At 58.9% G+C, this 23,428-nt stretch carries 18 protein-coding genes; 13 read left to right on the top strand and 5 right to left on the bottom strand.

Annotated features, from left to right (window positions below; genetic code table 11):
• Window positions 1-94: 94 nt before the first annotated feature.
• On the top strand, window positions 95-862 hold the full coding sequence (locus N4A58_RS09440) for a glucose 1-dehydrogenase (protein WP_293709060.1): 768 nt from the start codon (window positions 95-97) through the stop codon (window positions 860-862).
• A gap of 67 nt (window positions 863-929) precedes the next feature.
• On the opposite strand, the gene N4A58_RS09435 is transcribed toward N4A58_RS09440, so the two are convergent.
• From N4A58_RS09435 to N4A58_RS09415, 5 genes are all read right to left on the bottom strand, one after another.
• On the bottom strand, window positions 930-1,829 hold the full coding sequence (locus tag N4A58_RS09435) for a LysR family transcriptional regulator (protein WP_293709059.1): 900 nt from the start codon (window positions 1,827-1,829) through the stop codon (window positions 930-932).
• 21 nt (window positions 1,830-1,850) lie between these two features.
• Window positions 1,851-2,696, bottom strand: a complete 846-nt coding sequence (locus tag N4A58_RS09430) for an alpha/beta hydrolase (RefSeq protein ID WP_293709058.1) — start codon at window positions 2,694-2,696, stop codon at window positions 1,851-1,853.
• Window positions 2,693-3,082, bottom strand: coding sequence for a hypothetical protein (locus tag N4A58_RS09425; protein ID WP_293709057.1), 390 nt, complete (start codon window positions 3,080-3,082; stop codon window positions 2,693-2,695). Before N4A58_RS09425 ends, N4A58_RS09430 begins: the two co-directional genes overlap by 4 nt.
• Before the next feature lie 10 nt (window positions 3,083-3,092).
• Window positions 3,093-4,271 (bottom strand): muconate/chloromuconate family cycloisomerase, encoded by a 1,179-nt coding sequence (locus tag N4A58_RS09420; RefSeq protein WP_293709056.1) that lies wholly within the window; start codon window positions 4,269-4,271, stop codon window positions 3,093-3,095.
• A gap of 93 nt (window positions 4,272-4,364) precedes the next feature.
• A complete protein-coding gene (locus N4A58_RS09415; protein ID WP_293709055.1) occupies window positions 4,365-5,234 on the bottom strand; it encodes a dioxygenase in 870 nt (289 codons plus the stop codon).
• A 263-nt stretch (window positions 5,235-5,497) separates the two neighbouring features.
• On the opposite strand from N4A58_RS09415, the gene N4A58_RS09410 reads away from it, so the two are divergent.
• The 12 genes from N4A58_RS09410 (at window position 5,498) to N4A58_RS09355 (ending at window position 23,408) form a co-directional block, all read left to right on the top strand.
• Window positions 5,498-6,172: a DUF998 domain-containing protein gene (locus N4A58_RS09410; RefSeq protein WP_293709054.1), complete on the top strand. Its 675-nt coding sequence runs from the start codon at window positions 5,498-5,500 to the stop codon at window positions 6,170-6,172.
• Window positions 6,173-6,374: 202 nt separating this feature from the next.
• Window positions 6,375-7,199, top strand: coding sequence for a DUF305 domain-containing protein (locus N4A58_RS09405; protein ID WP_293709053.1), 825 nt, complete (start codon window positions 6,375-6,377; stop codon window positions 7,197-7,199).
• 930 nt (window positions 7,200-8,129) lie between these two features.
• Entirely contained in the window at window positions 8,130-10,316 is a 2,187-nt protein-coding gene (locus N4A58_RS09400) for an efflux RND transporter periplasmic adaptor subunit (protein ID WP_293709052.1), read from the top strand.
• On the top strand, window positions 10,313-13,495 hold the full coding sequence (locus tag N4A58_RS09395) for a CusA/CzcA family heavy metal efflux RND transporter (RefSeq protein WP_293709051.1): 3,183 nt from the start codon (window positions 10,313-10,315) through the stop codon (window positions 13,493-13,495). The genes N4A58_RS09400 and N4A58_RS09395 overlap by 4 nt, the downstream gene beginning before the upstream one ends.
• 30 nt (window positions 13,496-13,525) lie before the next feature.
• Entirely contained in the window at window positions 13,526-13,861 is a 336-nt protein-coding gene (locus tag N4A58_RS09390; protein WP_293709050.1) for a copper-binding protein, read from the top strand.
• A gap of 881 nt (window positions 13,862-14,742) precedes the next feature.
• Complete coding sequence (locus N4A58_RS09385) at window positions 14,743-15,930, top strand: integrase arm-type DNA-binding domain-containing protein (protein ID WP_293709049.1); 1,188 nt, start codon at window positions 14,743-14,745, stop codon at window positions 15,928-15,930.
• Window positions 15,931-16,047: 117 nt separating this feature from the next.
• The gene (locus N4A58_RS09380) at window positions 16,048-17,931 is read left to right on the top strand and encodes a site-specific DNA-methyltransferase (RefSeq protein WP_293709048.1); all 1,884 of its coding nucleotides are present in this window, start codon (window positions 16,048-16,050) and stop codon (window positions 17,929-17,931) included.
• Complete coding sequence (locus N4A58_RS09375; RefSeq protein ID WP_293709047.1) at window positions 17,928-20,552, top strand: DEAD/DEAH box helicase family protein; 2,625 nt, start codon at window positions 17,928-17,930, stop codon at window positions 20,550-20,552. The genes N4A58_RS09380 and N4A58_RS09375 overlap by 4 nt, the downstream gene beginning before the upstream one ends.
• A gap of 99 nt (window positions 20,553-20,651) precedes the next feature.
• The gene (locus N4A58_RS09370) at window positions 20,652-21,875 is read left to right on the top strand and encodes a hypothetical protein (protein WP_293709046.1); all 1,224 of its coding nucleotides are present in this window, start codon (window positions 20,652-20,654) and stop codon (window positions 21,873-21,875) included.
• Entirely contained in the window at window positions 21,872-22,690 is an 819-nt protein-coding gene (locus N4A58_RS09365) for a hypothetical protein (RefSeq protein WP_293709045.1), read from the top strand. Before N4A58_RS09370 ends, N4A58_RS09365 begins: the two co-directional genes overlap by 4 nt.
• Window positions 22,691-22,771: 81 nt before the next feature.
• Entirely contained in the window at window positions 22,772-22,987 is a 216-nt protein-coding gene (locus tag N4A58_RS09360) for a helix-turn-helix domain-containing protein (RefSeq protein ID WP_293709044.1), read from the top strand.
• A 7-nt stretch (window positions 22,988-22,994) separates the two neighbouring features.
• Window positions 22,995-23,408 carry a helix-turn-helix domain-containing protein gene (locus tag N4A58_RS09355; protein WP_293709043.1) on the top strand — a complete coding sequence of 138 codons (414 nt, stop codon included), beginning with the start codon at window positions 22,995-22,997 and terminating at the stop codon, window positions 23,406-23,408.
• Window positions 23,409-23,428: the final 20 nt, after the last annotated feature.

Here is a 23,428-nt window from a genome sequence, read left to right as displayed (position 1 = left end):
TGGTAAATGCATTATTTTCAGCCACTTGCACTTCATTTTTAACGGCATACCTCCTTCGCATGGATTGTGGAATTTATAGTGAAGGAGCGTACTGATGAAACGTTTTGAAGATAAGGTCGTCATCGTCACCGGCACGGCATCCGGCCTAGGCGAGGCCACGGCAGAGCGCCTATCGCAAGAGGGTGCGAAGCTCGTGCTCGTGGACCTGAACAAAGACGCCTTGGACACGCTGGCAGACAAACTCGGCGGGGACGTAGTGGTGGTCAAAGCCAACGTCGCGGAATTGGACGACGTAAAAGCCTATGTTGCCAAGACAATCGAAAAGTTCGGCCGCATCGATGGTTTCTTCAACAACGCTGGGATCGAAGGCAAGCAGAACCTGACCGAAGACTTCGGCGCGGACGAGTTCCACAAGGTCGTTTCGATCAACCTAGATGGCGTGTTCTTTGGCATGGCCGAAGTGCTCAAGGTCATGCGTGAACAGGGCTCGGGCGCTATTGTGAACACAGCGTCCGTGGGCGGCATTCGCGGAGTCGGCAACCAGTCGGGCTATGCGGCCAGCAAGCACGGCGTCGTCGGCCTGACCCGCAACAGTGCAATCGAATACGGCCAATACGGAATTCAGATCAACGCGATTGCGCCGGGTGCGATCATGACCGCGATGGTCGAAGGATCGCTTCGGCAGATGGGTGGCGATGATTGGGAAAAAGTTGGTGAAGAATTCGTCTCGGTCAACCCGATGAAGCGTTTCGGCAAACCCGAAGAGGTCGCGGCGCTCACAGCCTTCTTGTTGTCCGGAGAGGCAAATTTCGTGAACGGTGCGGTCATCACGATCGACGGCGGTCAGTCCTACAAATACTGATCATTAACGGGACGCAGGCACGGAGAGGCGCCGTGCTTGCGTGCTCTGTATCGGCGCTTCTGCCCGCTTAGTCTGTCCCGCTCCGCGCAAAAGACTGAAGCAGGGAAAAGAAGTTCATCACCTGCGGCTTGCGATTGTCGAGCCGCGCGTGGGCCGTCAGACTGGTACCCGGATTGTGCCCTGTATAGGGCTTGTAAACCACGCCGGAGCGCGGCGAACGCGACACGCTCTCTGGTACCATCGCGACCCCGACCCCAACCGAGACCAGCGATATTGCTGTCTGGTAGTCCTGAGCAAAAATTTGATCCTTTGGGGTGACCTCGTTCTCAGCACAGACCCGCAGGATGAAGTCTGCAAACGAAGGCCTTGGCCGGCGGGGATAGAGAACGAAAGGTTCCTCTGACAGATCACGCAGATCAACAGAACGGGCCGCATCCGCAAAGGGTGAGCCATCAGGGATCGCCAAGATCAACGGTTCACGGAACAGTTCTGCTGAACGCAGTTCTTCTGACCCGCTTAGATACGGTCGGGCCACAGCGATGTCGATGTCGCGGCGGATCAGGGCGCGTTCTAAATCGGCGTTGTTCATCGAGGACAGGGACAGATCGACGTTCTTGTATTTCGACCGGTAGGCCTGAATGAGTCTCGGCAGCGGCCCATGGGTGGCCGACCCGACAAAGGCAATCCGCAGCTGGCCCGCGCCGCCTTGGCCGATCAACCTTGCCTCTCGATACGCGCCGTCCAGATCGCGTAGGATATCCCGCGCCCGCTGCAAAAACGCGGTGCCCGCATCGGTCAGCCTGATCTGGTTGCGGCTACGGTCAAAGAGTTTGACGCCGAGCTGATCTTCAAGTGCCGCGATCTGTCGTGACAAGGGCGGCTGCGCCATTCCCAGACGCACGGCAGCGCGGCCGAAGTGCAACTCCTCGGCCACGGCGATAAAGTATTTCAGACGTTTGAATTCCAAGAGCGGCCCTCGGTGGCCACCCTACCCCATCTTGGCAAGCGCCTCGATGAAATGCGGACGGAAGGTGGCGGGGTTTTCACTCATCGGAAAATGCCCGATCCCCTCCATGACCGCAAGGGTTGCGCCGGGTATCTGGTCCGCCGTGCGCTTGGCGTCTTCGGGGGTGCAGGTCATGTCGTAGGTGCCGACCATGATGTGCACCGCTTTATTGGACGTGTCGATCCCGCCAAGCTTGCCCACCAGACTGTCGTCCTTGGTGTAGAAGTTCAGATCGCCGCGAAACACACCCGGACCGGACTGCATGAACATCCACTGGGTGTTCCAGCGTTCCGCCTTTGGCCCTTGGGGCGCGATGTTGGCCGACACCAGAGCGGCCCCCATTTCGCCGCCATGGGCATCGGGGCGGTGGAACCAGTCGATGTCATACCACGCGGGCTGGAAGTCGGACGCCTCAATCGCGATGAAGCCTTTGAAGGGCTCGGGATTGTTCAGCGCCAGTTGCAGCGCGATCCGCCCGCCCATAGAGCACCCTGCGTAGATCGGATTCTCGAGACCTAGCGCCTCGACCAACTTCAGGACCGTTTCGACATAGACGTCGGTGGTCAGCAGGTACTCTTCTTCTTCGAAGCCTTCGGGCGGCAGGGATTTTCCGTGCCACGGCATGTCCGGCACGATGAAGCGGTAGTTCGCGGTCAACTCTGCATCGTTCATAATGTGACGCCACTGGCGGCTGTCGGCGCCTGCGGTGTGGAAGCAGATAACAGGCTGGCCCTGACCGGCCTCTTCCACATAAACGCGGTAGCTCCGGCCTGCGACCTCGATCGTCACGTAGCGGCCAATGATCGGCTCGTAATTTGGCGCGCTCATGCTGTGGCCTCCTCTTGGCGACCCAGCGCCATAAATTCTTTGAAGAACCGCAGGTTTTTCACCAGCAACAGAATGTCCCCTTCGATCCGCCCACGACCGGTTTTCACAAAACCGAAGATGTCGTGGAAGGTAGGTTCGGGCATCGGTTCCCAGAATTTCGCCAGTGCCTCGCCATCAGTGCGCAATGCAAACCGCCAAGGGGTTTGGCGGCTGGGGCCTTCGGTCACGCGCTCCAGTTCACCGCGATGGAACGCGAGATAGTATTCTTTGCCGTCGATTTCGATCAGAACGGTTTCCGAGAACAGCGCACCAAGCCGCAGAAGATGAGGCTTGGCAGCGAGCTTGCGCCCCATGTCCTCGAAGCGGTCACGTAGATCACTCGTCATTGGGATTTCCTTAGTCTTTGCGGGCGTATTTTTCGATCAGGTCCAGGTCCGGCGTCACGCCAAGCCCCGGCCCGTCGGGCAAATGCACCTCGAAATTCTCGTATCTCAGGCCGTTGCGGCACAGGTCTTCGATCAGGATTTTGGGGCCGAAATGTTCGGTCCCCCAATGCAGATCGGGCAGCGTGGCAAAGGCATGCAGGTGGGCTGCCGCCCCGACCGAGCTTTCTAGCAGACAACCACCATAGAGCTGAACGCCAGCGGCCTGCGCCACGGCGGCCACCTGTTTGAGCTGATGAACCCCACCGTGTTTGCACAGCTTGAGCGACAGCACAGAGCCCGCACCGCGATTGCAGCCGTCCAGCGCCTCTTCGGTGGTAAAGACGCCTTCGTCCATCATGATCGGAACGGGGGACCGCGCAGAAATCCGCGCCATCGCCGCCATTTGTCCGCCCGGCAAAGGTTGTTCAATCAGGCTCACGCCAAGATCAGCGAGCCGAGGAATGTACCGGATGAAGTCCGCCTCGGACCAACCTTGGTTCACGTCGGCGATGATGTCGGTCCCTGCGGGCAGCGCCTTTTGCAAGGCAGCCAAGCGGTCCAGATCGGTCGCCGGATCGGCAAAGCCCAGCTTGATCTTGAAGCGGTTGAACCACCCCTTTTCGATCATGCCTTGGGCTTCTTCGACCTCTTGGCCCGCGTCGCCGGACGCCAACGCCCAAATCGCAGAGAACGACCGCCGCCGCGCACCGCCTAGCAGCACATGGGCCGAAACTTCGAGTGTTTTGCCCGTCGCATCCAGCAGCGCCATGTCCAGCGCGGACTTTGCCGCATTGTTGCGCTTGGCCGCTTTGGCCATCTCGCCCGCCGCTGCCTCTGGCAGACACGCCGGTTTCCCGATCAGCGCGGGGGCCAGATAGGTGTCGATGTTGGCTTTGATCGCTTCGACGCTTTCCTCGGCCCAGCGGGGGCCACCCAAAGTCGATGCCTCGCCAAACCCCTCGACCCCGTTTTCCAGCGTCACGCGGACAAAGACGTAGCCCTGATAGCTGATCGAGGTGTTCGAGAGTTTGTGCTTGCGGCGGGTCGGTGCCTCGACGATCCAAGAGGTGACCGCACGGACGCGCGTGGCCTCTTCCAGATGATCGCAAGGCTGACCAGAGAGCGCTTTGGCTGCGAGGGGCGTGTTCATAATGCTTTCCGGATGGTCAGTTTGGGGAACGGCACGGGCAAACGCGCCGCTCCTAGGGAGGTTGGAGGGAAACTCCCGTCCAGCCAGCGCCGATCACTCGGCGGCGACGCTTTCGATCAACGCATTGTCACGGATCACGAAGTCAAAGGTCATGACCATGTCAGTGTCCGCGCCCTCGGGGGCTTTGGTCATCTCGCCGATCAGCTCCTCTTTCACGGCAAAGACGCTATCGTTATCGAGGTATTCTGTGGTGCTGTCGTAGATCTGCGAAATCAGGGTTTTGTAGCCGTCCTTCATGATCATGAAGTGGATGTGGCCGGGACGCCAAGGGTGGTGACCCATGTATTTAAGAAGTTCGCCCGCAGCCCCGTCATAGGGGATCGGATAGGGCACGGGACGGATCGCGACGAATTCGTACTCGCCCTTTTCGTCGGTAACAAAGCGGCCGCGCAGGTTGTAATCGGGCTGATCGGGGTCCTGCTGTTCGTACAGGCCGTTCGGCGCATCTTCCCAGACATCCATGGTCACGCCCTGCACGGGGTTGCCATCGGTATCGCGGATGGTGCCAGACACGCGGACGGTTTCCTGACCTTCGAAGTCCTTCTGGATGATCGAGGCGCCCTTTTCCAGAACTGGCGGATTTTCGCGGTAGAACGGGCCAAGAACCGTGGAAATAGTCTCGTTGTGGGTCGGCTTCTTGTCGAGCATATCGGCCAGAACCTCGACCCCGATAATGTCGGAGATCAGGATAAATTCGTTGCGGGCATCGCTGGAAATCTCGCCTGCGCGGCGCATCCACTCCATGGCTTCTAGCCACTCATCATAGGTCAGATCGACCTCTTTCATAAAGGCGTGCACGTGCTTCAGTGCGGCCTTCATGATTTCCATGTTGCGTGCGGGAATTCCTGCATCCATCGAATTGATGACAGCCTCGGTAATATTCTCAATGGTAATGTTGCGCACAGTCGTTCCTCCCTCTGGCAATTCGCGTCAAACGTGCCGATGCGATGGCGTTCCTACAATGCTCGGGGAGATATGCGATCATACCTGAGAGGTATGAAGGCAGCTCTCGCTTGACCGCAGAGGGCGGCTGCCCATCGATGCCCTAAAGTCTAAAAGGACAACAGCTTGCGCGCAGCCGCCCATGTTCGATCCCGAACACGACCATTTCCAAACGGCAGCCTCGTCCTAGGTCATCCGGTGCACGAGTTCAGATAGGAAACCGCATGTCGCCAAGCGCCGAGACCGATCATCAAATGCCAGCCAAAGTTGTCGAGCAGCCGTACTTGCTGCTTGGTCTTAGCATTCTGGCCGTCTTGGGCTGTGTCGCGCTCGCGGTGTCCATCCTTGTCGCGGATTTCGTGGTCCCAGACCATGACTGGATCGCCGACACCATAAGCGATCTCGGAGCGGGTCGGTACGAGTTCATCGTGGACATCGGGCTTTACACCTTTTCGGCCGCATTGATCGGATTGGCTGTGTGCGCCGCCCATGTCCATCTCGGGGCTTGGGACTGGAGCGTGGGGATCATCGCGCTCATCGTTTTTGGATTGTTGGTTTTCCTCATCGGGGCCCGCAACGAATACGGCGACAACGACAATGACGGTTGGGTCATCCACGTTTATTTGGTCTACGGCGTCGGAGTCTCCATGACGACCGCTTGTTTTGCTCTGGCGCGCGGCGCGGCACGGGCCAGCCCGAGATATCGCACGCTCCTCGTTGGCACAGGCATTCTATGGGTTCTCTCGGCACCGGTCTTCTTTTTCCTGCCTACTGACATCGACGGCATCTACGAGCGCTACTTGGGCGCGGTGGCTTGCGTCCTCATTCTGACGCTCGCTCATCTGTTCTACCAACGCTCGAAGCTAAGGAACCTCTCGGAGATCACGCGAAAAGGCTGAGGGTCATTGTTGGACGCGTGAAACACGCAACACAACCCAGATCACTGCATCCTGTCTCTGGCGGACCGACGCTGCCCTAACGCGTGGGCAAAAGCGCATCCCATTCCGTCGACTCAGTGGAAAATTCGGACTTTTGCCTTTTTGAACGGAACTCTCCTGCGGTGGAAGGGTGTTAGGTCGATGATAGATAGGAGATGCTGCTTTGGCCTATACACGTTTTTTTCTAATGATTGCGTCCTCAACCATTGTGATGTTCGGGCTCATGTACCTGAACACATATCTTTGGGGGCACATCTTTTTCTCTGAAACCCGACTGTACATGGCAATTGTCATGGGCGCCGCGATGGCGCTGGTGATGCTGGCGTGGATGCTGGGTATGTATCAGAACCGTGCAATGAACATTGGCATTTTCGTCGGATCGGTTGTCGTCTTTGCCGCCGCACTGTTTTTGGTGCGCGCCCAGATCACAGTACAGGACCTGTCCTATATGCGTGCAATGATCCCGCACCATTCGATCGCAATTATGACCTCTTCGCGCGCCGAATTGACAGACCAGCGTGTGCGCACACTCGCCGATGACATCATCTATGCGCAGGACAAAGAAATCGCCGAAATGCGCTACCTGATCGCCGATATCGCGGAAAACGGCGAAAATGATGCGACCAGCGAACAGACCTCGGTAGAGTTGGTAGATGCGGAAACGGCACTCGCCACAGAGGTCGTCGCGAAAATCGATCCCGAGTTCCTGACACCCGACGCGATCAATTTTGCCTTCCCCGAAGGCGCGACCTGCCAATTCACCTATACCGAAACCAGTCCACCAGTCTTGGTCACAACGGATGAAGCGGCTCTGGTCAAAATCAGCGGTGATCTAGTGCGTCTGGATGCCAGCGCAGAGGGCTACGCTGCAGCGCCGATCACCGTGGGCATTCGTTCAACAGAGGACGCGGGGCTCCATGACCTGATCATCAGCGCGGGTCCCGAATACTCTGCAGGCTTTCGTGGACAATACGCGTGCGCGCAATAAAACTGCTCACCACTCGAATGACCGCGAAGGAAAAGCATTACAGTTGAATGACGGGCATCGCGAAGCCCCCGGCTTACGCGCTGCCGTCATCCGGCCTATCGATCCAGAACCTGTAGAAGCGTGTTTACTGACGAGGCACTTGAGAAACGTATCTGGCTATCGATGTCATCCCAGAGAGCCAAAAGCGTCAGGGCGTCAAATAACATTCCACGACTTTTAGGCAGTTCGAACGTACCTCTTGGGCGTGTGTCGCCGAATGAAAACCTGATGATGTTAATGAGGCTGCGCACACTGCTCATCTAAGTGCCCAAAGTAGCGCGCTTCGCGCAAATGTTATCAGATCGTGTGCTGCCGTTCTAACGTAGCGCTTGCGTGCCGCGCTCGTTTTGACGATCACTTTCGCCTATGACAATGTTCGTGCGCCATCCTTTGATGTTGGTCCTTCGGTCTGCCCGTTTGGGACTACGCCTCACAATCGTTGCTATGTTGCTAGCGATTGTGGTGCAATCTGTGCCGCACAAAGCTTTCGCTGATGCACCGTCTGCGTCGATTGCGGCGCATGGTATACATCACGCGCAAACGTCGTTGCCAGATCAAAGCAAAGCGCATCACCACCATAAGACGAACTTTGCGGACCCAGCAGACGATGAGACCACCGACTGCAGCGGGTCCATATGTTGCGCAGGCTGCGAGGTTTCTACTGGCGCCGCCCTAGGCGTGAACCCTGTCATCTTTGCCACCCGAGCCTATCCGACTCATCCGGTCGCGCTATCCCACGAGGGCGCGACACTAGAACGACCTCCACGCATTCAGAGCTGATCCAAGTCGCGGCCTCTGACAGCCGTATGACCCTTGGATTTCGTGGCCCGCGCGAGATGCGCGGCGCCTGCTTGGCCGCAACACGGCGCTCGAAAGCATAAGAGGCATTTCATGCAAGGACGTTATTCGGCCCTCGCCATTCTGGCGTTGGGGGTTGGTCTTGGCGGCGGCGTCGCCATGGAAAGACTATATTTTTCTGCGCCCATTGGCGGCGCGGACGGACCGGCCATCCTGTATTGGGTTGCGCCGATGGACCCGAACTTCCGGCGCGACGGACCGGGGAAATCGCCAATGGGCATGGACTTGGTTCCGGTCTACGAAGGTGATGAGCCCGCCGGTGATCCCGCCGAAGTCCGGATGGACGCAGCCGAGATTAACGCAATCGGGGTGCGGACGGCCTTGGCACAGTCAGACGAGATTTCCTCGCAAATTCGGACGGTCGGCTTTGTGGACTGGAACGAACATCGCACCGCGCATGTCCACACGCGCGTCGAGGGTTGGATCGAACGACTGGACGTGCGTGCGGTCGGTGACACGGTGTCCAAAGGCGATTTGCTGTTTGAACTCTTCTCACCCGAGGTTGGCTCTGCCACTGCGGAACTCGTCCGCATCAATCAAAGCGAACCCGGCACGCGGATCGTCGAAATCGCGAAAAACCGTCTTCGCAGTCTCGGTATGGGGGACGCGCAGATCGAGCGGATTTCCCGAACCGGCAAGGCCGAGCGCAACATCGCGATCTATGCGCCCCAAGACGGCGTTGTTGTTGGCCTAGAGGCCGCCGAGGGTATGTACCTGAAACCCGACGTGCGGGCCCTAACCCTGACCAACCCGACCGATATCTGGCTGATCGCCGAAGTCTTTGAGCGTGATTTGGGCCGCCTGTCCGAGGGGATGCGAGCCGAAGCGCAGTTTGAACATTTGCCGGATACTGTCTTCGAAGGCACCGTCGATTACATCTATCCCGAGCTTGATCTGCGGACCCGAACGCTGCCGGTCCGTCTGGTCTTTGACAACGCGGACGGGACTTTGCGTCCGGGGATGTTCGGCACGGTCCTGCTAGAGGACACCGACCGCCATCTGGCCGTAACCGTCCCCTCCGAGGCTGTGATCCGCACGGGCCGCGCCGAGCGGGTGATCCTGCGCACTGGAGAGGGCCGTTTTGCCCCACGCTTGGTCACGACGGGCCTGCGTGACGGCTTTGGCGCAGGTGGCCGGACCGAGATCGTCCAAGGCCTTGCCGCAGGCGAGGAGGTCGTCTCCTCGGCCCAATTCCTGATCGACAGCGAAAGCGTTCTGAATGCGGGCATGATGCGCATGGCCCCCACCGATCAGGCCCCTGCGATGGCCACTGGTGTGGTGGTCGCAGTGGACGCTGAGGCGCGCAAACTGGTGCTGCATCACGATGCGATCACCGAACTGGATTGGCCTGCGATGCAGACCAGCTTTGCCTTGGCCAAGGACGTGATGCTCGACGGTGTCACCGTCGGGGCCGAGGTCAAAGTCACCTTGCATCGCGGCTCCGATGGCCAGTTTTGGATCGGTTCTATGACTGGCGATGATGGCGTCGCGGCTACCGGACGGGGCATCGCTTTGGCGGTAACGCCGGACGGGCGCCTGACCATGTCGCACGATCCGATCCCCGCCTTGGGCTGGGGCGCGATGACCATGGATATGGAAGTCGTCGATCTGGATCCCAACACCGTACCGCTGAACGTCCCCGTGGAGTTTGACCTGACCAAAGACGCTGACGTTATGTTCGCCATCGCGGCCGTCCGTGCCGCAGACGCCCCCGCCGAACCGACGGCCGATGCCCCGCCCACCCGCCAGATCGAGGCGACAGGCACAATCACCGCCCTGCACCCTGAAACAGGGATGGCAACCATCTCGCATGGACCGCTCAAGCCCATCGGGATGCCCGCCATGACGATGGAGTTCGCTTTGGTCGATGGCCTTGACCCCGCGACGGTGCCCATTGGCAAAGAAGTCCCGATTGTTTTTGAGCAGGGCCCCGACATGAGCCTGAAACTGGCAGAGGCCACGGCGCCCGCCCCGTTGATCGAGGCGGTCGGCACCATCAATGCGATTGATCCCGCAACTGGCTTGGCTAGCATCACTCACGGCCCGATGAAGGCGATCGGCATGCCCGGAATGACCATGGACTTTGCGGTCAGTGCAGATCTGGATCCCGCCGCTCTGCCCATCGGCCAAGAAGCGGCTCTGGGCTTTGCGCGCCAGCCGGATATGTCGCTGGTCCTGCAAGAGGTCGGCGCACCAGTTGCAGGGAATTTGGGCCAATGATCGGGGCTGTTATTCGCTGGTCGATCGCGAACCGCTTTATCGTTGTGCTCTTTGCACTGGTGTTGGGGGCCTCTGGCATCTGGGCCCTGCGCACCACCCCCGTGGACGCTATTCCCGACCTTTCCGAAGTGCAGGTGATCGTGCGTACGCCCTATCCCGGGCAGGCCCCCCAAGTGATCGAGGATCAGATCACATACCCCTTGGCGACCGCCATGCTGGCCGTGCCCGGCGCGGTGGATGTGCGGGGCTTTTCCTTCTTTGGGGACAGCTATGTGTATGTCGTCTTCGAAGAAGGGACCGACCTCTATTGGGCGCGTTCGAGGGTGCTGGAATATCTGGGCCAGATCACATCGCGTCTGCCTGATGGCGTCGCGCCAGAGCTTGGCCCCGATGCGACCGGTGTGGGTTGGATCTACCAATACGCGCTGATCGACCGGACGGGCAATCACGACATCTCGCAGCTGCGCAGCCTGCAGGACTGGTGGCTGAAGTACGAGCTTCAGACGATCGACGGCGTGTCCGAAGTGGCCACCATTGGCGGCATGGTGCGCCAGTATCAGGTGGTGATCGATCCGGACAAACTTCGCGCCTATGACCTGACCCTGACCGAAGTGCGCGATGCCATCCAGTCCTCGAACCAAGAGACTGGCGGCAGCGTGATCGAGATGGGCGAGGCCGAGTTTATGGTCCGCGCCACCGGCTATGTCAGCGGGCTGGACGAACTGGCCAAGGCCCCGCTCAAGATCAATGCGCGCGGCGCAGCCCTGACCTTGGGCGATGTGGCCGAGTTGCGGATGGGTCCTGAAATGCGCCGAGGCGTTGGGGAATTCGACGGCTTGGGCGATGCGACCGGCGGCGTGGTGATCATGCGCTGGGGCGGAAACGCCTTGGCCACGATCCGCGCGGTCGAGGCCCGTCTGGATGAGCTGCGCCCGTCCTTGCCCGAAGGGGTCGAGATCGTGACCACCTATGACCGCTCTGGCGTGATCGAGCGCGCGATTGAAAACCTGCAGCACAAGCTGACCGAAGAGTTCATCGTTGTCGTGCTGGTGTGCGGGGCGTTCCTCCTGCACATGCGCTCGTCGCTGGTGATCGTGCTGTCGTTGCCCTTGGGGATTGCGGCGGCGCTGGTTGTGATGCGGCTGCAAGGGGTGAACGCGAATATCATGTCCCTTGGCGGGATCGCCATTGCGATCGGGGCCATGGTCGACGCCGCGATTGTGATGATCGAGGCGATGCACAGGCGCTTGGAACACGAAAAACTGACGCCCGAGAACCGCTGGCGGATCGTCTCTGAAACCTGCTCCGAAGTCGGCCCTGCCCTGTTCTATTCGCTGGCGATCATCGCGGTCAGCTTCCTGCCGGTGTTCGTGCTGGAAAGCCAAGAAGGCCGGATGTTCAAACCACTGGCCTTTACCAAGACCTACGCAATGGCAGCGGCCTGTATTTTGTCCATCACGCTGGTTCCGGTGCTGATGGGCTGGTTCGTCCGTGGTCGCATCTTGGCCGAGGATCGCAATCCCCTGAACCGTCTGTGCATCTGGGCCTATCGCCCGTTTCTGGATGCGGCCGTGGCTTGGCCGTGGGCAACGTCGGCGATGGCGGTCGTCGTGGTTGCCTCAATGTTGTGGCCAATGCAACGGATCGGGACCGAGTTCATGCCCGAACTCAAAGAGGGTGACTTCCTTTATATGCCCTCGCTCTATCCCGGTGTGTCCATCGGCAAAGCGCGAGAAGTTTTGCAACAGACCGACCGCCTGATCAAAACCGTGCCAGAGGTGAAAACTGTCCACGGCAAACTGGGGCGCGCCGAAACCGCCACCGACCCTGCACCGCTGACCATGATCGAAACCACGATCCAGCTAAAACCCGAAGAGGACTGGCGCCCCGGCATGACGATGGAGAAAATCCGCGACGAGCTGGACCGCATCGTTCAGGTGCCCGGTGTCACCAACGTCTGGATTCAGCCGATCAAGAACCGGATCGACATGCTGGCCACTGGCATCAAGACCCCCGTGGGGGTCAAGATCACCGGCGCGGACCTGTCCGTGATCGAAGGCATCGGCGTCGAGATCGAGCGCATCGTTGGCGCGGTCGAAGGGACAGCTTCGGCCTATGCGGAACGTCCTGTGGGTGGGCGGTTTGTCGAGATTAACGTCAACCGCGATGCTGCGGCCCGCTATGGTTTGTCGGTGAACGATGTCCAGATGGTGGTGCAGACGGCCATCGGCGGCATGCAGGTCGCCGAGAGCGTCGAGGGGCTGGAGCGCTATCCCATCAACCTGCGTTACCCGCAGGACTGGCGGAACAGTCCCGAAGCCCTGCGCGACTTGCCCATCGTGACCAAGTCCGGCGCCCATGTGCCTCTTGGTGCGGTCACTGACATTGCGGTCGTGGACGGTCCCGGCATGATCCGGTCCGAGAATGCGCGGCGCACAGGCTTTGTCTTTATCGATATCGCGGGCCGTGACTTGGGTAGCTATGTCGCCGAGGCCCGCGCAACGGTCGAGCAGGAACTGACCCTGCCCACAGGCTATTCCATCGCGTGGTCGGGGCAGTACGAATACATTGAAAGGGTGCGCGATCGCCTGACCCTTGTGGCGCCTGCGACCTTGCTGACGATCACCTTGATGCTCTTCATGGCCTTCCGCCGGATGACCGAAGTCGCAATCATCTTGGCCGCCTTGCCTGTCGCGCTGGCGGGCGGGGTCTGGCTGATCTGGTATCTCGGCTTCGATCTGTCGGTGGCTGTTCTGGTCGGCTTTATCGCATTGGCTGGGGTCGCCGTGGAGACGGCAATCATGATGCTGCTCTACCTGAATCTCGCTTGGGACAAACGCATCAAGCAGGCCCGCACGACCGGCATCGACCTGACCCGTCATGACATTCAAGAGGCCGTGTTCGAAGGCGCCCTGCTGCGTGTCCGGCCCAAGGTCATGACCGTCGCGACCATCTTCGCTGGCCTGATTCCGATCATGTACGGCACTGCGACCGGCTCTGAAATCATGAGCCGCATTGCCGCCCCGATGATTGGCGGCATGGCGACGGCGACGCTGCTGACCCTGTTCGTGATCCCCGCGCTCTTTGTGATCTGGAAGCAGATCACCCTGCGCCGCACCAACCGCAACCTGTCAAACCCCGAGATGGACAGCAAAACCTCAGCCATCGCGGCCCACTAATAAACCAAAGCAATCAAACGGAGATTCCTCATGCGTAAGCTTCTTGCAATGACCCTACTTTCCTTGACCGTCGCCTCTGGCGCTGTGGCCCAGATGGACCACTCCAGCATGGATCATTCTGCCATGCCCATGGCCGAAGACATGGTCCACGCACCTGCAACCCTGAACGCGATTGGCGACGGCACAATCAACGTCAGCCATGGTCCGATTGCAGAAATCGGCTGGCCCGCGATGACCATGGACATGCCGATGATGGATGGCGTCACCCTGCCCGAAGGCATGCAGCCCGGTGATGAAATCATCATGATGCTGGGTCAGGACCACGACGGCATGTACGCCATCGGCGGCGTTGCGGCTGCGGAGTAAGCCGCTTGGAAAAAGCACCCGCCAGAAAGTGGTTTGGCGGGTGCGCGACTTCAGAGCCAAATTTGATAATGTATGCGGCACGCCTCGGAGTTTTCGACCAGACTCAAGGACCTAAAATTTGGTCAGCGCTACCGATCTCCTGCCAACTCGACTTCGTGGAATACTGATGCCCGTGGCGGGTTCCGAAATTCAGCGCCTTCGAGACCTTAAGCTTGGGCCGTTCCACGCCGACCTGAACCGCAACCGCCTGCACAATGGTGTTTGCCACGCCGGCTCCGATCGCCCCGCCCCGTGCAAGTCACTCTTTCTGATCAGTTTTGCGACCTAAGCGCTACCCATGTATTCAAAACCGCTGGCCACTGCCAACTTCGGGGCCTACTTGAACTTTTGACAGCCTCGAAGGACTGGCCAGCCATCGCGTCTTCGCACGCTTTCACGAGCCAGTTCCAGACCGTGAGAGCTTTCGCACTGGTCATCATCTCGGAGTCTGCCTTGAGGCTCACACAGACCGACGTCCGGCCATCGACGCTCTCGAAACTGACGCGAACACCCCGCCGCAAATGAAACACACCACCGCATTTGACGACCAACATTCCGCGCCCGCCACACCAGTTCTGTGATGCAGATTATGTGGCAAAACAACGTGAACGACGGACCGAAAGAGCGGCACTGCAGAGCAAGCGATAGAAATTGATTGGGAAACCCACGTGAAGTGGCGGAGGCTCAGTCCGTATAACTCGTGTAGCTGCACAGTTGGCGCTGTTCGCCTACGTTCAAATTTACCAAACAATAACAATGAAATAAATTCACGCACCTCCATTGAAGTTCGCGCACGTCCGCCTTAAATCGTAACCAAGTGTGGGAACAAATGTGGGAACGCCATGCCGCTCAATGCCAGAAAAGTAGAGACCGCAGGACCGGGGCGGCACGGCGACGGACGCGGCCTGTTCCTCTATGTGAAGCCCACCGGCGCACGGTCATGGGTTCTGCGCTACCAAGTGCAAGGACGCCGCCGCGATCTTGGGCTTGGCGCATACCCTGACGTCAGTCTCGCCATGGCCCGCGACCGCGCGGCAGAGGCGCGGCGGCTGATTGCGGAAGGCGAAGACCCGATCACTAAGAAACAGCAGGCAAAGCCCAAGACCTTCCGCGAAGCTGCGCTGGAGCTGATCGAAAGCAAACGTCCCGGCTGGAAGAACGCCAAACACGCCGCCCAATGGACGGCGACGTTGGAGGCCTACGTCTTCCCCAAGATCGGCGCGGTTCAGGTCGCCAAGATCGAAACGGCGGACGTGATTTCCACGCTCACCCCGATCTGGGCGGCAAAGCCTGAAACCGCCAATCGGGTTCGCCAGCGCATAGAAGCCGTGATTGACTACGCATCCGCTCTGGGTATCCGGTCTGGTGACAATCCTGCCCGTTGGCGTGGGCATCTGGATCACCTTTTGCCGAAGCCAAAGAAGATTCGCGCGGTGAAACATCATCCCGCCTTGCCCCATGTGCAGATTGCAGACTTCATGACCGACCTCGCCCAGCGCGAAGGCGTGGCTGCGCGGACGCTGGCCTTCACGATCCTAACGGCGGCACGGTCGGGCGAGACGCGCGGCATGACGTGGGGCGAAGTTGATCTGGAGGCAAAGGTCTGGACCATCCCGGCGGGACGGATGAAAGCGGCAAAGGAACACCGTGTGCCACTCACTGACGCCGCCCTGAAATTGCTTGGCCAGCGAACCGAAGGCACCCCCGACAATGCTCTGATCTTCGGCAGCGAGGCCAAACCCGGCAAACCGATCTCCGACATGAGCATGACCGCCGTCCTGCGCCGCATGGACCGCACCAACATCACCGTCCACGGCTTCCGATCCACATTCCGCGATTGGGCGGGCGAAACAACAGGTTTCCCGCGCGAAGTGATCGAAGCCGCGCTAGCGCATGGCATCAAAGACAAAGCAGAAGCCGCCTACGCCCGGTCGGACTTGTTCGACAAACGGCGGAAGTTGATGGAGGCGTGGGAAATCGTTGCAACGGCCCGTGAGCTTGGAGGTAACATTATCTCCCTAAGCAAATAGCCGAGAAGCCAGCTTTGGCTGAAAGCCCAGTGCGCAGGCAGCCGACTTCTTGCTGCTGGATTTTCCCTGTCCCGTCAGGCACAAAGGGCGAAAAGACCGATACAGGGGCGACCATCCATGCAAAACCTTCTCGATGACCTGACCACGCTGCTCCAAGCCGAACAGGCGTTCATCTCGGATGGCGCGATCCTCAAGAATGCGGTGATCGAGGCGGCGCTGAACATGGATGCGCGGCTCTTGGAACTGTTGATGCAGTCTGACACGATCAAGGCGCATTTCTTCACCGAAGTGGCGGGGGCGCTGGTCTTCGACAAGGTGAAGTTTCAGGACTTCGTGTCTAACAAAGCCTTCCTGCCCGACAGCTACACCGCCTTCAAGAACCGCATCGGCCTGACGGACAGGCGCGGCGATTACTTGAGCCAGTCGCGCGACGTGGTGCTGGCGTGGCCCTACAAGGACTGCGTGCTGGAAGGTGGCATGACGAAAGAGGACCGGGGCCGCAACGAGGTGTTCTGGAACACGACACTGGCCCCGGACGACATTACGCGGCTGTTTGAGCCTAAGGTGCTGACCGGCTGGGAACGCTGGGATGCAGAGGCCGTGGCAGCGGGCAAGGCCAAGCCCGTGGGCGCGGTGTCGGAGGACGACAATCTGCTTATCAAGGGCAACAACCTGCTGGCGCTGCATTCGCTGAAAGCGCGCTATGCGGGCAAGGTGAAGCTGATCTATATCGACCCGCCCTATAACACTGGCTCAGACGGCTTCAAATACAACGACCGCTTCAATCATTCGGCTTGGCTGACGTTCATGCGCAGCCGCTTAGAGGTTTCCAAGGAGCTTTTGAGCCGGGACGGAACGATATTCGTCAATATGGACGACAACGAGGCCCACTATTGCAAGGTATTGATGGACGAGGTGTTCGGGCGGGATTGCTTCATTGCGAACGTTGTTTGGCAAAAGCGGTACTCACGCGAAAACCGGACTGCAATAGGTGCAGCGCATGATCACATCTTGCTATTTTCCAAGATACCAGAAGCATACAAAGCAACCTTCAACAAACTCCCCTTAGGTGAGAAGCAAAAGTCGGTTTACTCAAATCCCAATGATGACCCGCGCGGATTGTGGCGGGGTGTTTCTCTGTCTGCGCAAGGCTATCGGCCTAACCAGATGTATGAGATCGTCGCGCCAAGTGGGAAGGTGCACAAACCGCCAGCGGGTTCCTGTTGGAAAGTCGTAAAGGCTGAGTATGAACGCCTTCTTGCGGACGACCGCATTTACTTTGGCAAGAATGGCGATGCGGTTCCATCCAGAAAGCAGTTTCTCAAAGACATAGAAGGTATCGCTCCATGGACTTGGTGGCCACATGATGAAGCGGGCCATACTGATGAAGCAAAGCGCGAAGTGTATGAACTCTTTGGCGCTGAGGAAGCCAATAAGCTGACGCCTAAGCCTGAACGTCTGCTGGAACGCATACTGCATGTCGCGACTAAACCCGGTGACATCGTGCTCGACTTCTTTGCAGGCTCAGGCACGACCGCATCGGTGGCGTTTAAGTTGGGCCGCAAGTGGATCGCTGTCGAACAACTCGACTATATCCGTAACCTTCCGGCTTCACGCCTCAAGAAAGTCATCGAAGGCGAACAGGGCGGCATTTCCAAAGCCGTCGAATGGCAAGGCGGCGGATCGTTTGTCTATGCCGAACTTGCGGCTTCCAACTCCGCCTTCGCTGACCGGATCGAAGCGGCCCCGGACATGGCCACGCTGCAAACCATTCATGCCGACATCCAGGCCACCGGCTATCTGCGTTATGACGTGAACCTAAGCGCCTTTGAGACTGACGACTTCTCCACGCTTCCGCTGGACGGCGCCAAGCGTGTGTTGATGGACTGCCTTGATGCCAACCACCTCTACGTCAATCTCGGCTCCCTTGGCGATGCGGACTTTGACATCTCGGACGAAGACGCCCGTGCGACCCGCTCTTTCTACGGGCTGGAACAATGAGCCAGACCCTCAACGATAAGCTGACTGCTGCGGCGGATATGGGGTTGCTGAAAAAGGACATCCCCGACCACATCACAGGCAACCTTGCCCCGACCATCGCCCTGCGCCCGTATCAGCTAACCGCGCTGGAACGGTTCCTGTTCTTTGTCGAGGACTTCCCGCAAAAGCCGTCCAACCCGCACTTGCTGTTCCACATGGCCACAGGCAGCGGCAAGACGGTGCTGATGGCGGCGCTGATCCTTGACCTTTATCGGCGCGGCTATCGCAACTTCCTGTTCTTCGTGAACTCCGCTCAGATCATCGAGAAGACCAAGGAAAACTTCCTCAACCCCGCATCGGCCAAGCACCTTTTCGCGGACACAATCCGCATTGACGACAAGCCCGTGGACATCCGCGCGGTGGATACCTTCGACGCGGTATCCGGCGATGCGATCAACATCCACTTCACCACCATCCAAGGGCTGCACACGCGGATGCAGAACCCGAAAGAGAATGCCGTCACCATCGAAGACTTCCGCGACTACAAGGTGGTGATGATCTCGGACGAAGCGCACCATCTGAACGCCGAGACCAAGAAGACGCTGACCAAGGGCGAGGCCGAGTACAAGGCCAGTTGGGAAGGTACGGTTTCCGAGATTTTCCGGCAGCACCCCGAGAACATGCTGTTGGAGTTTACCGCGACCGTGGACCTGAGCCACGAGGCAATCCGCGCGAAATATGCCGACAAGATACTGTACGACTATTCGCTGCGGCAGTTTCGGGAAGATGGTTATTCCAAGGACATCGAGTTGCGGCAGGCCGATTTGCCGCCCGAGGCTCGGATGATGCAGGCAATGGTCCTTAGCCAGTACCGCCGCAAGGTGGCCGAGACGCACGGGCTGCATTGCAAGCCGGTGATCCTGATGAAGTCCAAGACAATCAAGGACAGCGGCGACAACGAGGCCGTATTCACGGCAATGGTGGCGGGACTGACTGGTGAGGCGCTTGACGCCCTCAGAGCGGCCTCTGAGAGCGATGAGACGCTTTCGCGGGCCTTCGCCTTCATCATGGACGAACGGGCCATGAGCGGCGCAGATTTTGTCCGCGAACTACAGGGGGATTTTGCCCCCGAGAAGGTTGTGAACGTCAACAACCCCAAGGATTTGGAAAACAGGCAAATTGAACTCAACGCCTTGGAGGACCGCGACAACGAGATACGAGTGATTTTTGCCGTCGATAAGTTGAACGAAGGCTGGGACGTCCTGAACCTGTTCGACATTGTGCGGCTTTACGATACGCGCGACGGCAATGCCAACAAGGTGGGCAAGACCACGATGGCCGAGGCGCAGTTGATCGGACGCGGGGCGCGGTACTTTCCGTTCATCGCCCCGGATCAACCGGACGCAGCACGGGAAAAGCGCAAGTATGACAGCGCGGTGGACACGCCCCTGCGCATCTTGGAGGAACTGCACTACCACTGTTCCCACAACCCCAAGTACATCCAAGACATCCGCAATGCGCTGCGCGAAACCGGGATGCTGGACGACACCGCCCGGACGGTGCGCTTGAGGCTCAAGGACAGCTTCAAGCAGACCTCTCTATATGGCAGGGAATACGTCTGGACGAATGACCGGGTAAAGAACCCGCGCGACGGTGTGGCCGGGCTGGACGCCTACAAGATCGAAGGCCCGTTCACATATCCCAACCTGATGACAGGCAGGGTGATGGAAGCCTCTGCCTTTGGCGGTGGACAGTTGACGCTGAAACCGTCGAGCAAGGAACCCGTGTCCCGCGACTTCAACCTGGCCGATTTCGGCAGGGCCATTCTGGGCTTCGCGATGGACGCCAACGACTTCTTCCACTTCGCCAACTTGCGGACCTATTTCCCGCAACTGGCCGGCGCCTCGCAGTTTGTCACCTCCGATACCTATCTGGGCGGCGTGACAGTGAGCGTGCGCGGTTTGCCCGATGACTTGGACAACCTGACCGCGCGGCAAAAGCTGGACATCGCGCAATACGTTCTGCACCAGATCGAAAGCGGCGTGAAACGCGAAAGTGTCGAGTATATCGGCACTAAGGACTTCAAGCCCTATCCCATCAAGGACCGCTTCACTGACAAGGTGCTGAAACTGCGGATAGAAGGCGAAACCGGGCTAAGCTGGACCGAAAGCAATGTGCCGGGGCTGGACCAGATCGACCTGAGCGGCAAGGACTGGCACGCCTATGACGACAGCTACGGCACCGATCAGGAAAAGCACTTCATTAAATACATGCACGATCAGGAAGCCCGGTTGCGCGGTGTCTATGACGACTTCTACCTGCTGCGGAACGAGAAGGCGGTGAAGCTGTACGACTTCGACACCGGACGCGCCTTTGAACCCGACTTCGTCCTGTTTTTGAGGAAGAAGGGCGAGGAAGGCAGCACGATCTTGCAGCTATTCATCGAACCTAAGGGCGACCAGTTGCGCCCGCAAGACGACTGGAAGCAGGACTTCCTACAGCAAGTGAAAGCCAAGGCCCGACTTGAGACCGTATTCCAAGGCCGTGACTATACCGTTCTTGGACTGCCCTTCTTCAATGAGACGGGGCAGACCAATACAGGCTTCAAAGCGGCATTCGAGACCGAGGCGCTGGGAGAATAGCGGATTTCTTTCATTCAGCGCCAATTTGAACACAAACAACTTGCGCGGGACATGCGTGAACCCCATATTTCGCCCAAGTCAATTGGTCGGGCGCAAGATATGGCATCGTTTAGTGCATTTATTCGAAAATCTCCTTCCGTGCGCTTGCGGGATTTTCTGTCGGCGCGAGGTGTTCAAGCTGACGGCGATTTCGATTGGGTTAGCGAAGGGCGCGGTGGGGCGTTTGTGACGTCCATCGAGGCCCTGATTGCGGGCTTGCCCGACGCGCGACAGGACGCGGTGAAGGCTGAATTGGAGCTATTGGCCGAACTTGCCTCAGACGATGGTATGAACGGCGTGGCGCATGTTTGTGCGGGAGAAGGCCTCGATCTTGAGGGGTGCGAGGGCGTGGAAGACGTCCTTTTGATGCTGGCGACTGAGCATGACCGGGTGATGATTGACCGGGTTCAGGTGCAGGCTTCATACCTGCGCAAATCTGGCGGCAAGCAATGGGCGCGTTTTCAATTCCTCGATGATGGCAAGCCTTGGGTTCTGGATCAGCAAAGCGCGCAAGATGCATTCTTGGATGAAACGGTCGGTATATTGAAACTGCCTGCGCATCGAAAACGTGAAGCCGATTGGTTTCACCCCGTCCGAATTGATCCCGCGACCGGCGCGGAAAAAAAGCTGACCCAAGCCACCATTTACGTCGAGGACCACGCCGAAAGCGAATTGGCCTTCGGAGAATCCAGCCTTGAGCGACACACGCGCCAAAAGGTTCTTGAGGTCGGTGTTGTTTGTGACCCCAAAGAGCGGGTTGTCGAAATTTGCGCCAAAGGTGGCCACAAAATCCGCGACCAATATCTGCAAGCCTTTTCCAAACATTTTGCGCCGCAGTCCAAACCGCCCGTTCAGGTGCCTCGTCGCAATGTTCGTCTGGAAGTTTTAGGGAGTGCGCCGGAATTGAGGACCGAACCGGCGGATGGAATTGAACGTGTTGAGGTCTCTTCGCTGTCGTTCCGATCCACGGATGGGGCCTTCCTGATGGCCGAAAAGCGCGGTGAGGATGAAACCCTCTATCAATTTCTGCAAAGGCGGTTTGGCGGTGCGTCACCTTTGCAGGCAGGTGGCTGGCAGATCATCGCGGCAACCTTGCGCATTTTCAAAGCTCCGGGCGACGGCAAAAAGGGACATGTTCTGACCGTGACCCTGCGAACGCCCAACACGACAAGCGTGCCGAACAAGACCGAGGCGGAGCGGGCTTTTGTTTTTGACCTGCTGGAACGCTGGGCGTTGCTGGACCCGCCACCGACCAAAGCCGAGTTGTTTGAGGTCGTCGAGTGAGCACAACGTCGCGTCTTTGCGAGATCATCGCCCAAGGCGGCAAGGTATCGGCAGATTTCTACGGTGGTGACGATGGCTTTGCCGAGTTGCTTCGTCATGGTTACCTGCGCAGCACGGGTGTCTTGGCCTCGGTTTTTTGTGATGACTGTGACGCGCCGCATTCCGCGCCGATTGTCTATCAGGGCCAACAGTATGGGTATTTCTGCCCAGACCTCGGCTTTCTGACGCTTGATCCCGCGCGACTTGGTGCCTTTTTGCCCGACATTCCAAAATTGATTGACCGCTTGGCCGACGCCCTAGGCTGTCGGCAGCGCAAGACCTCCAGCATTTGCGGCGAGACGTGGCGCATCGGCGTGGTCCAGACCGACGCCGCGACGGTGATGATCTACTTTCATCCGACGTTGTCGACCGAAAACGATGCGCGCGCAGTGCAAGATGCCTTGGGACGTGAAGCCCGTTCGGATTGGCGGCTTGTGGTGACAGCTCAGGGTGCTTTGCCGATGGCTGGCTTGGCGACGGTGCGGCTAGACGACCTTGCGGAGATCGACACTGCGACTGGCGCGCTGCATGTTCTTGCCGATCCCGGCGTTTTAACAGGAATGCCTCGCAAGAACCTTGGCGGACGGCCTGCTGAGCATGGGGATTTGCTCAAGCCGTTGATCGAAAGTCGCATTCGCGACGGCGCAGCAGTTGAGGGCATAAATGCCGAAGCCCGCGAAGTGCGAACCGCGTTCATCACCAAATTTCCAGACCACCCGATACCGTCCGACCCCACTATCAAGCGCCACATCAAAAAAGCGCGCGGGGGGTCATAACTGGTTCATAACCTCGCCTCTGTTTTGAACCACCTCGCGTCCGGCACCGTCCGCTCATGCTCTTACAAAGGAGAATGAGCCATGACGAACACGCCGGAACTGATCAACCAAGCCGCACAAATCCTCGCCGTCTCCCCGAATGAAGCGGCCCGCCTGTGCAGCATCGGGCGGACCACGCTCTACGCCGCTTTGTCGTCGGGCGAGTTGAAAAGCGTCAAGATCGGAACGCGCCGCCTGATCACCTTGGATGCGCTGCGCGACTGGTTGAAGCGCAATGAGACGACGGCGGGCGAGTGAGGCCAATATGCCGAAACAAGCACGCCTGAGCGGGATCAAATCGGCCCGCTGCTACACCATCGAAGAGGCGGCGGAGGTTTCCGGCGTCTCTCCTCGCACCATCCGCAATTGGGCTTCGGACGGCTTACGCGTCATGGACGGGGCGCGGCCTGCTTTGATACGGGGGGACGAACTGCGCGACCACATCAAATCGAAGCGTGAAAAACGCTCGGTGAAAACCCGGATCGACACCTTCTACTGTCTGCCGTGTCGCAAGGCACGGCGCGCGGCGGAAGGCATCGCAGATTGCGAGATCAAGGAGGGACGCGCGAAGCTGACCGCATTGTGCGAGGCCTGCGGGACGGTCGTCTCCAAGCCGGTTGCCGAGGCGCGCATCCCGGAAATCGCCCGGACCCTCGACCTCAAAATAACGCGGCACTAGCACACATTAAGGTGGTGGAC

Source organism: Donghicola sp. (assembly GCF_025210255.1).
Classification (GTDB): domain Bacteria; phylum Pseudomonadota; class Alphaproteobacteria; order Rhodobacterales; family Rhodobacteraceae; genus Donghicola; species Donghicola eburneus.
Note: the sequence above shows the minus strand (reverse complement) of the source record. Positions and strands in the feature narration are given on the sequence as shown.

What these genes read in the sequence shown, in the direction of transcription:
- N4A58_RS09420 (WP_293709056.1), bottom strand. Translation starts at nt 4,271, where the DNA reads ATGAACACGCCCCTCGCAGCCAAAGCGCTCTCTGGTCAGCCTTGCGAT.
- N4A58_RS09400 (WP_293709052.1), top strand. Translation starts at nt 8,130, where the DNA reads ATGCAAGGACGTTATTCGGCCCTCGCCATTCTGGCGTTGGGGGTTGGT.
- N4A58_RS09440 (WP_293709060.1), top strand. Translation starts at nt 95, where the DNA reads ATGAAACGTTTTGAAGATAAGGTCGTCATCGTCACCGGCACGGCATCC.
- N4A58_RS09380 (WP_293709048.1), top strand. Translation starts at nt 16,048, where the DNA reads ATGCAAAACCTTCTCGATGACCTGACCACGCTGCTCCAAGCCGAACAG.
- N4A58_RS09425 (WP_293709057.1), bottom strand. Translation starts at nt 3,082, where the DNA reads ATGACGAGTGATCTACGTGACCGCTTCGAGGACATGGGGCGCAAGCTC.
- N4A58_RS09390 (WP_293709050.1), top strand. Translation starts at nt 13,526, where the DNA reads ATGCGTAAGCTTCTTGCAATGACCCTACTTTCCTTGACCGTCGCCTCT.
- N4A58_RS09375 (WP_293709047.1), top strand. Translation starts at nt 17,928, where the DNA reads ATGAGCCAGACCCTCAACGATAAGCTGACTGCTGCGGCGGATATGGGG.
- N4A58_RS09430 (WP_293709058.1), bottom strand. Translation starts at nt 2,696, where the DNA reads ATGAGCGCGCCAAATTACGAGCCGATCATTGGCCGCTACGTGACGATC.
- N4A58_RS09395 (WP_293709051.1), top strand. Translation starts at nt 10,313, where the DNA reads ATGATCGGGGCTGTTATTCGCTGGTCGATCGCGAACCGCTTTATCGTT.
- N4A58_RS09360 (WP_293709044.1), top strand. Translation starts at nt 22,772, where the DNA reads ATGACGAACACGCCGGAACTGATCAACCAAGCCGCACAAATCCTCGCC.
- N4A58_RS09370 (WP_293709046.1), top strand. Translation starts at nt 20,652, where the DNA reads ATGGCATCGTTTAGTGCATTTATTCGAAAATCTCCTTCCGTGCGCTTG.
- N4A58_RS09385 (WP_293709049.1), top strand. Translation starts at nt 14,743, where the DNA reads ATGCCGCTCAATGCCAGAAAAGTAGAGACCGCAGGACCGGGGCGGCAC.
- N4A58_RS09355 (WP_293709043.1), top strand. Translation starts at nt 22,995, where the DNA reads ATGCCGAAACAAGCACGCCTGAGCGGGATCAAATCGGCCCGCTGCTAC.
- N4A58_RS09410 (WP_293709054.1), top strand. Translation starts at nt 5,498, where the DNA reads ATGTCGCCAAGCGCCGAGACCGATCATCAAATGCCAGCCAAAGTTGTC.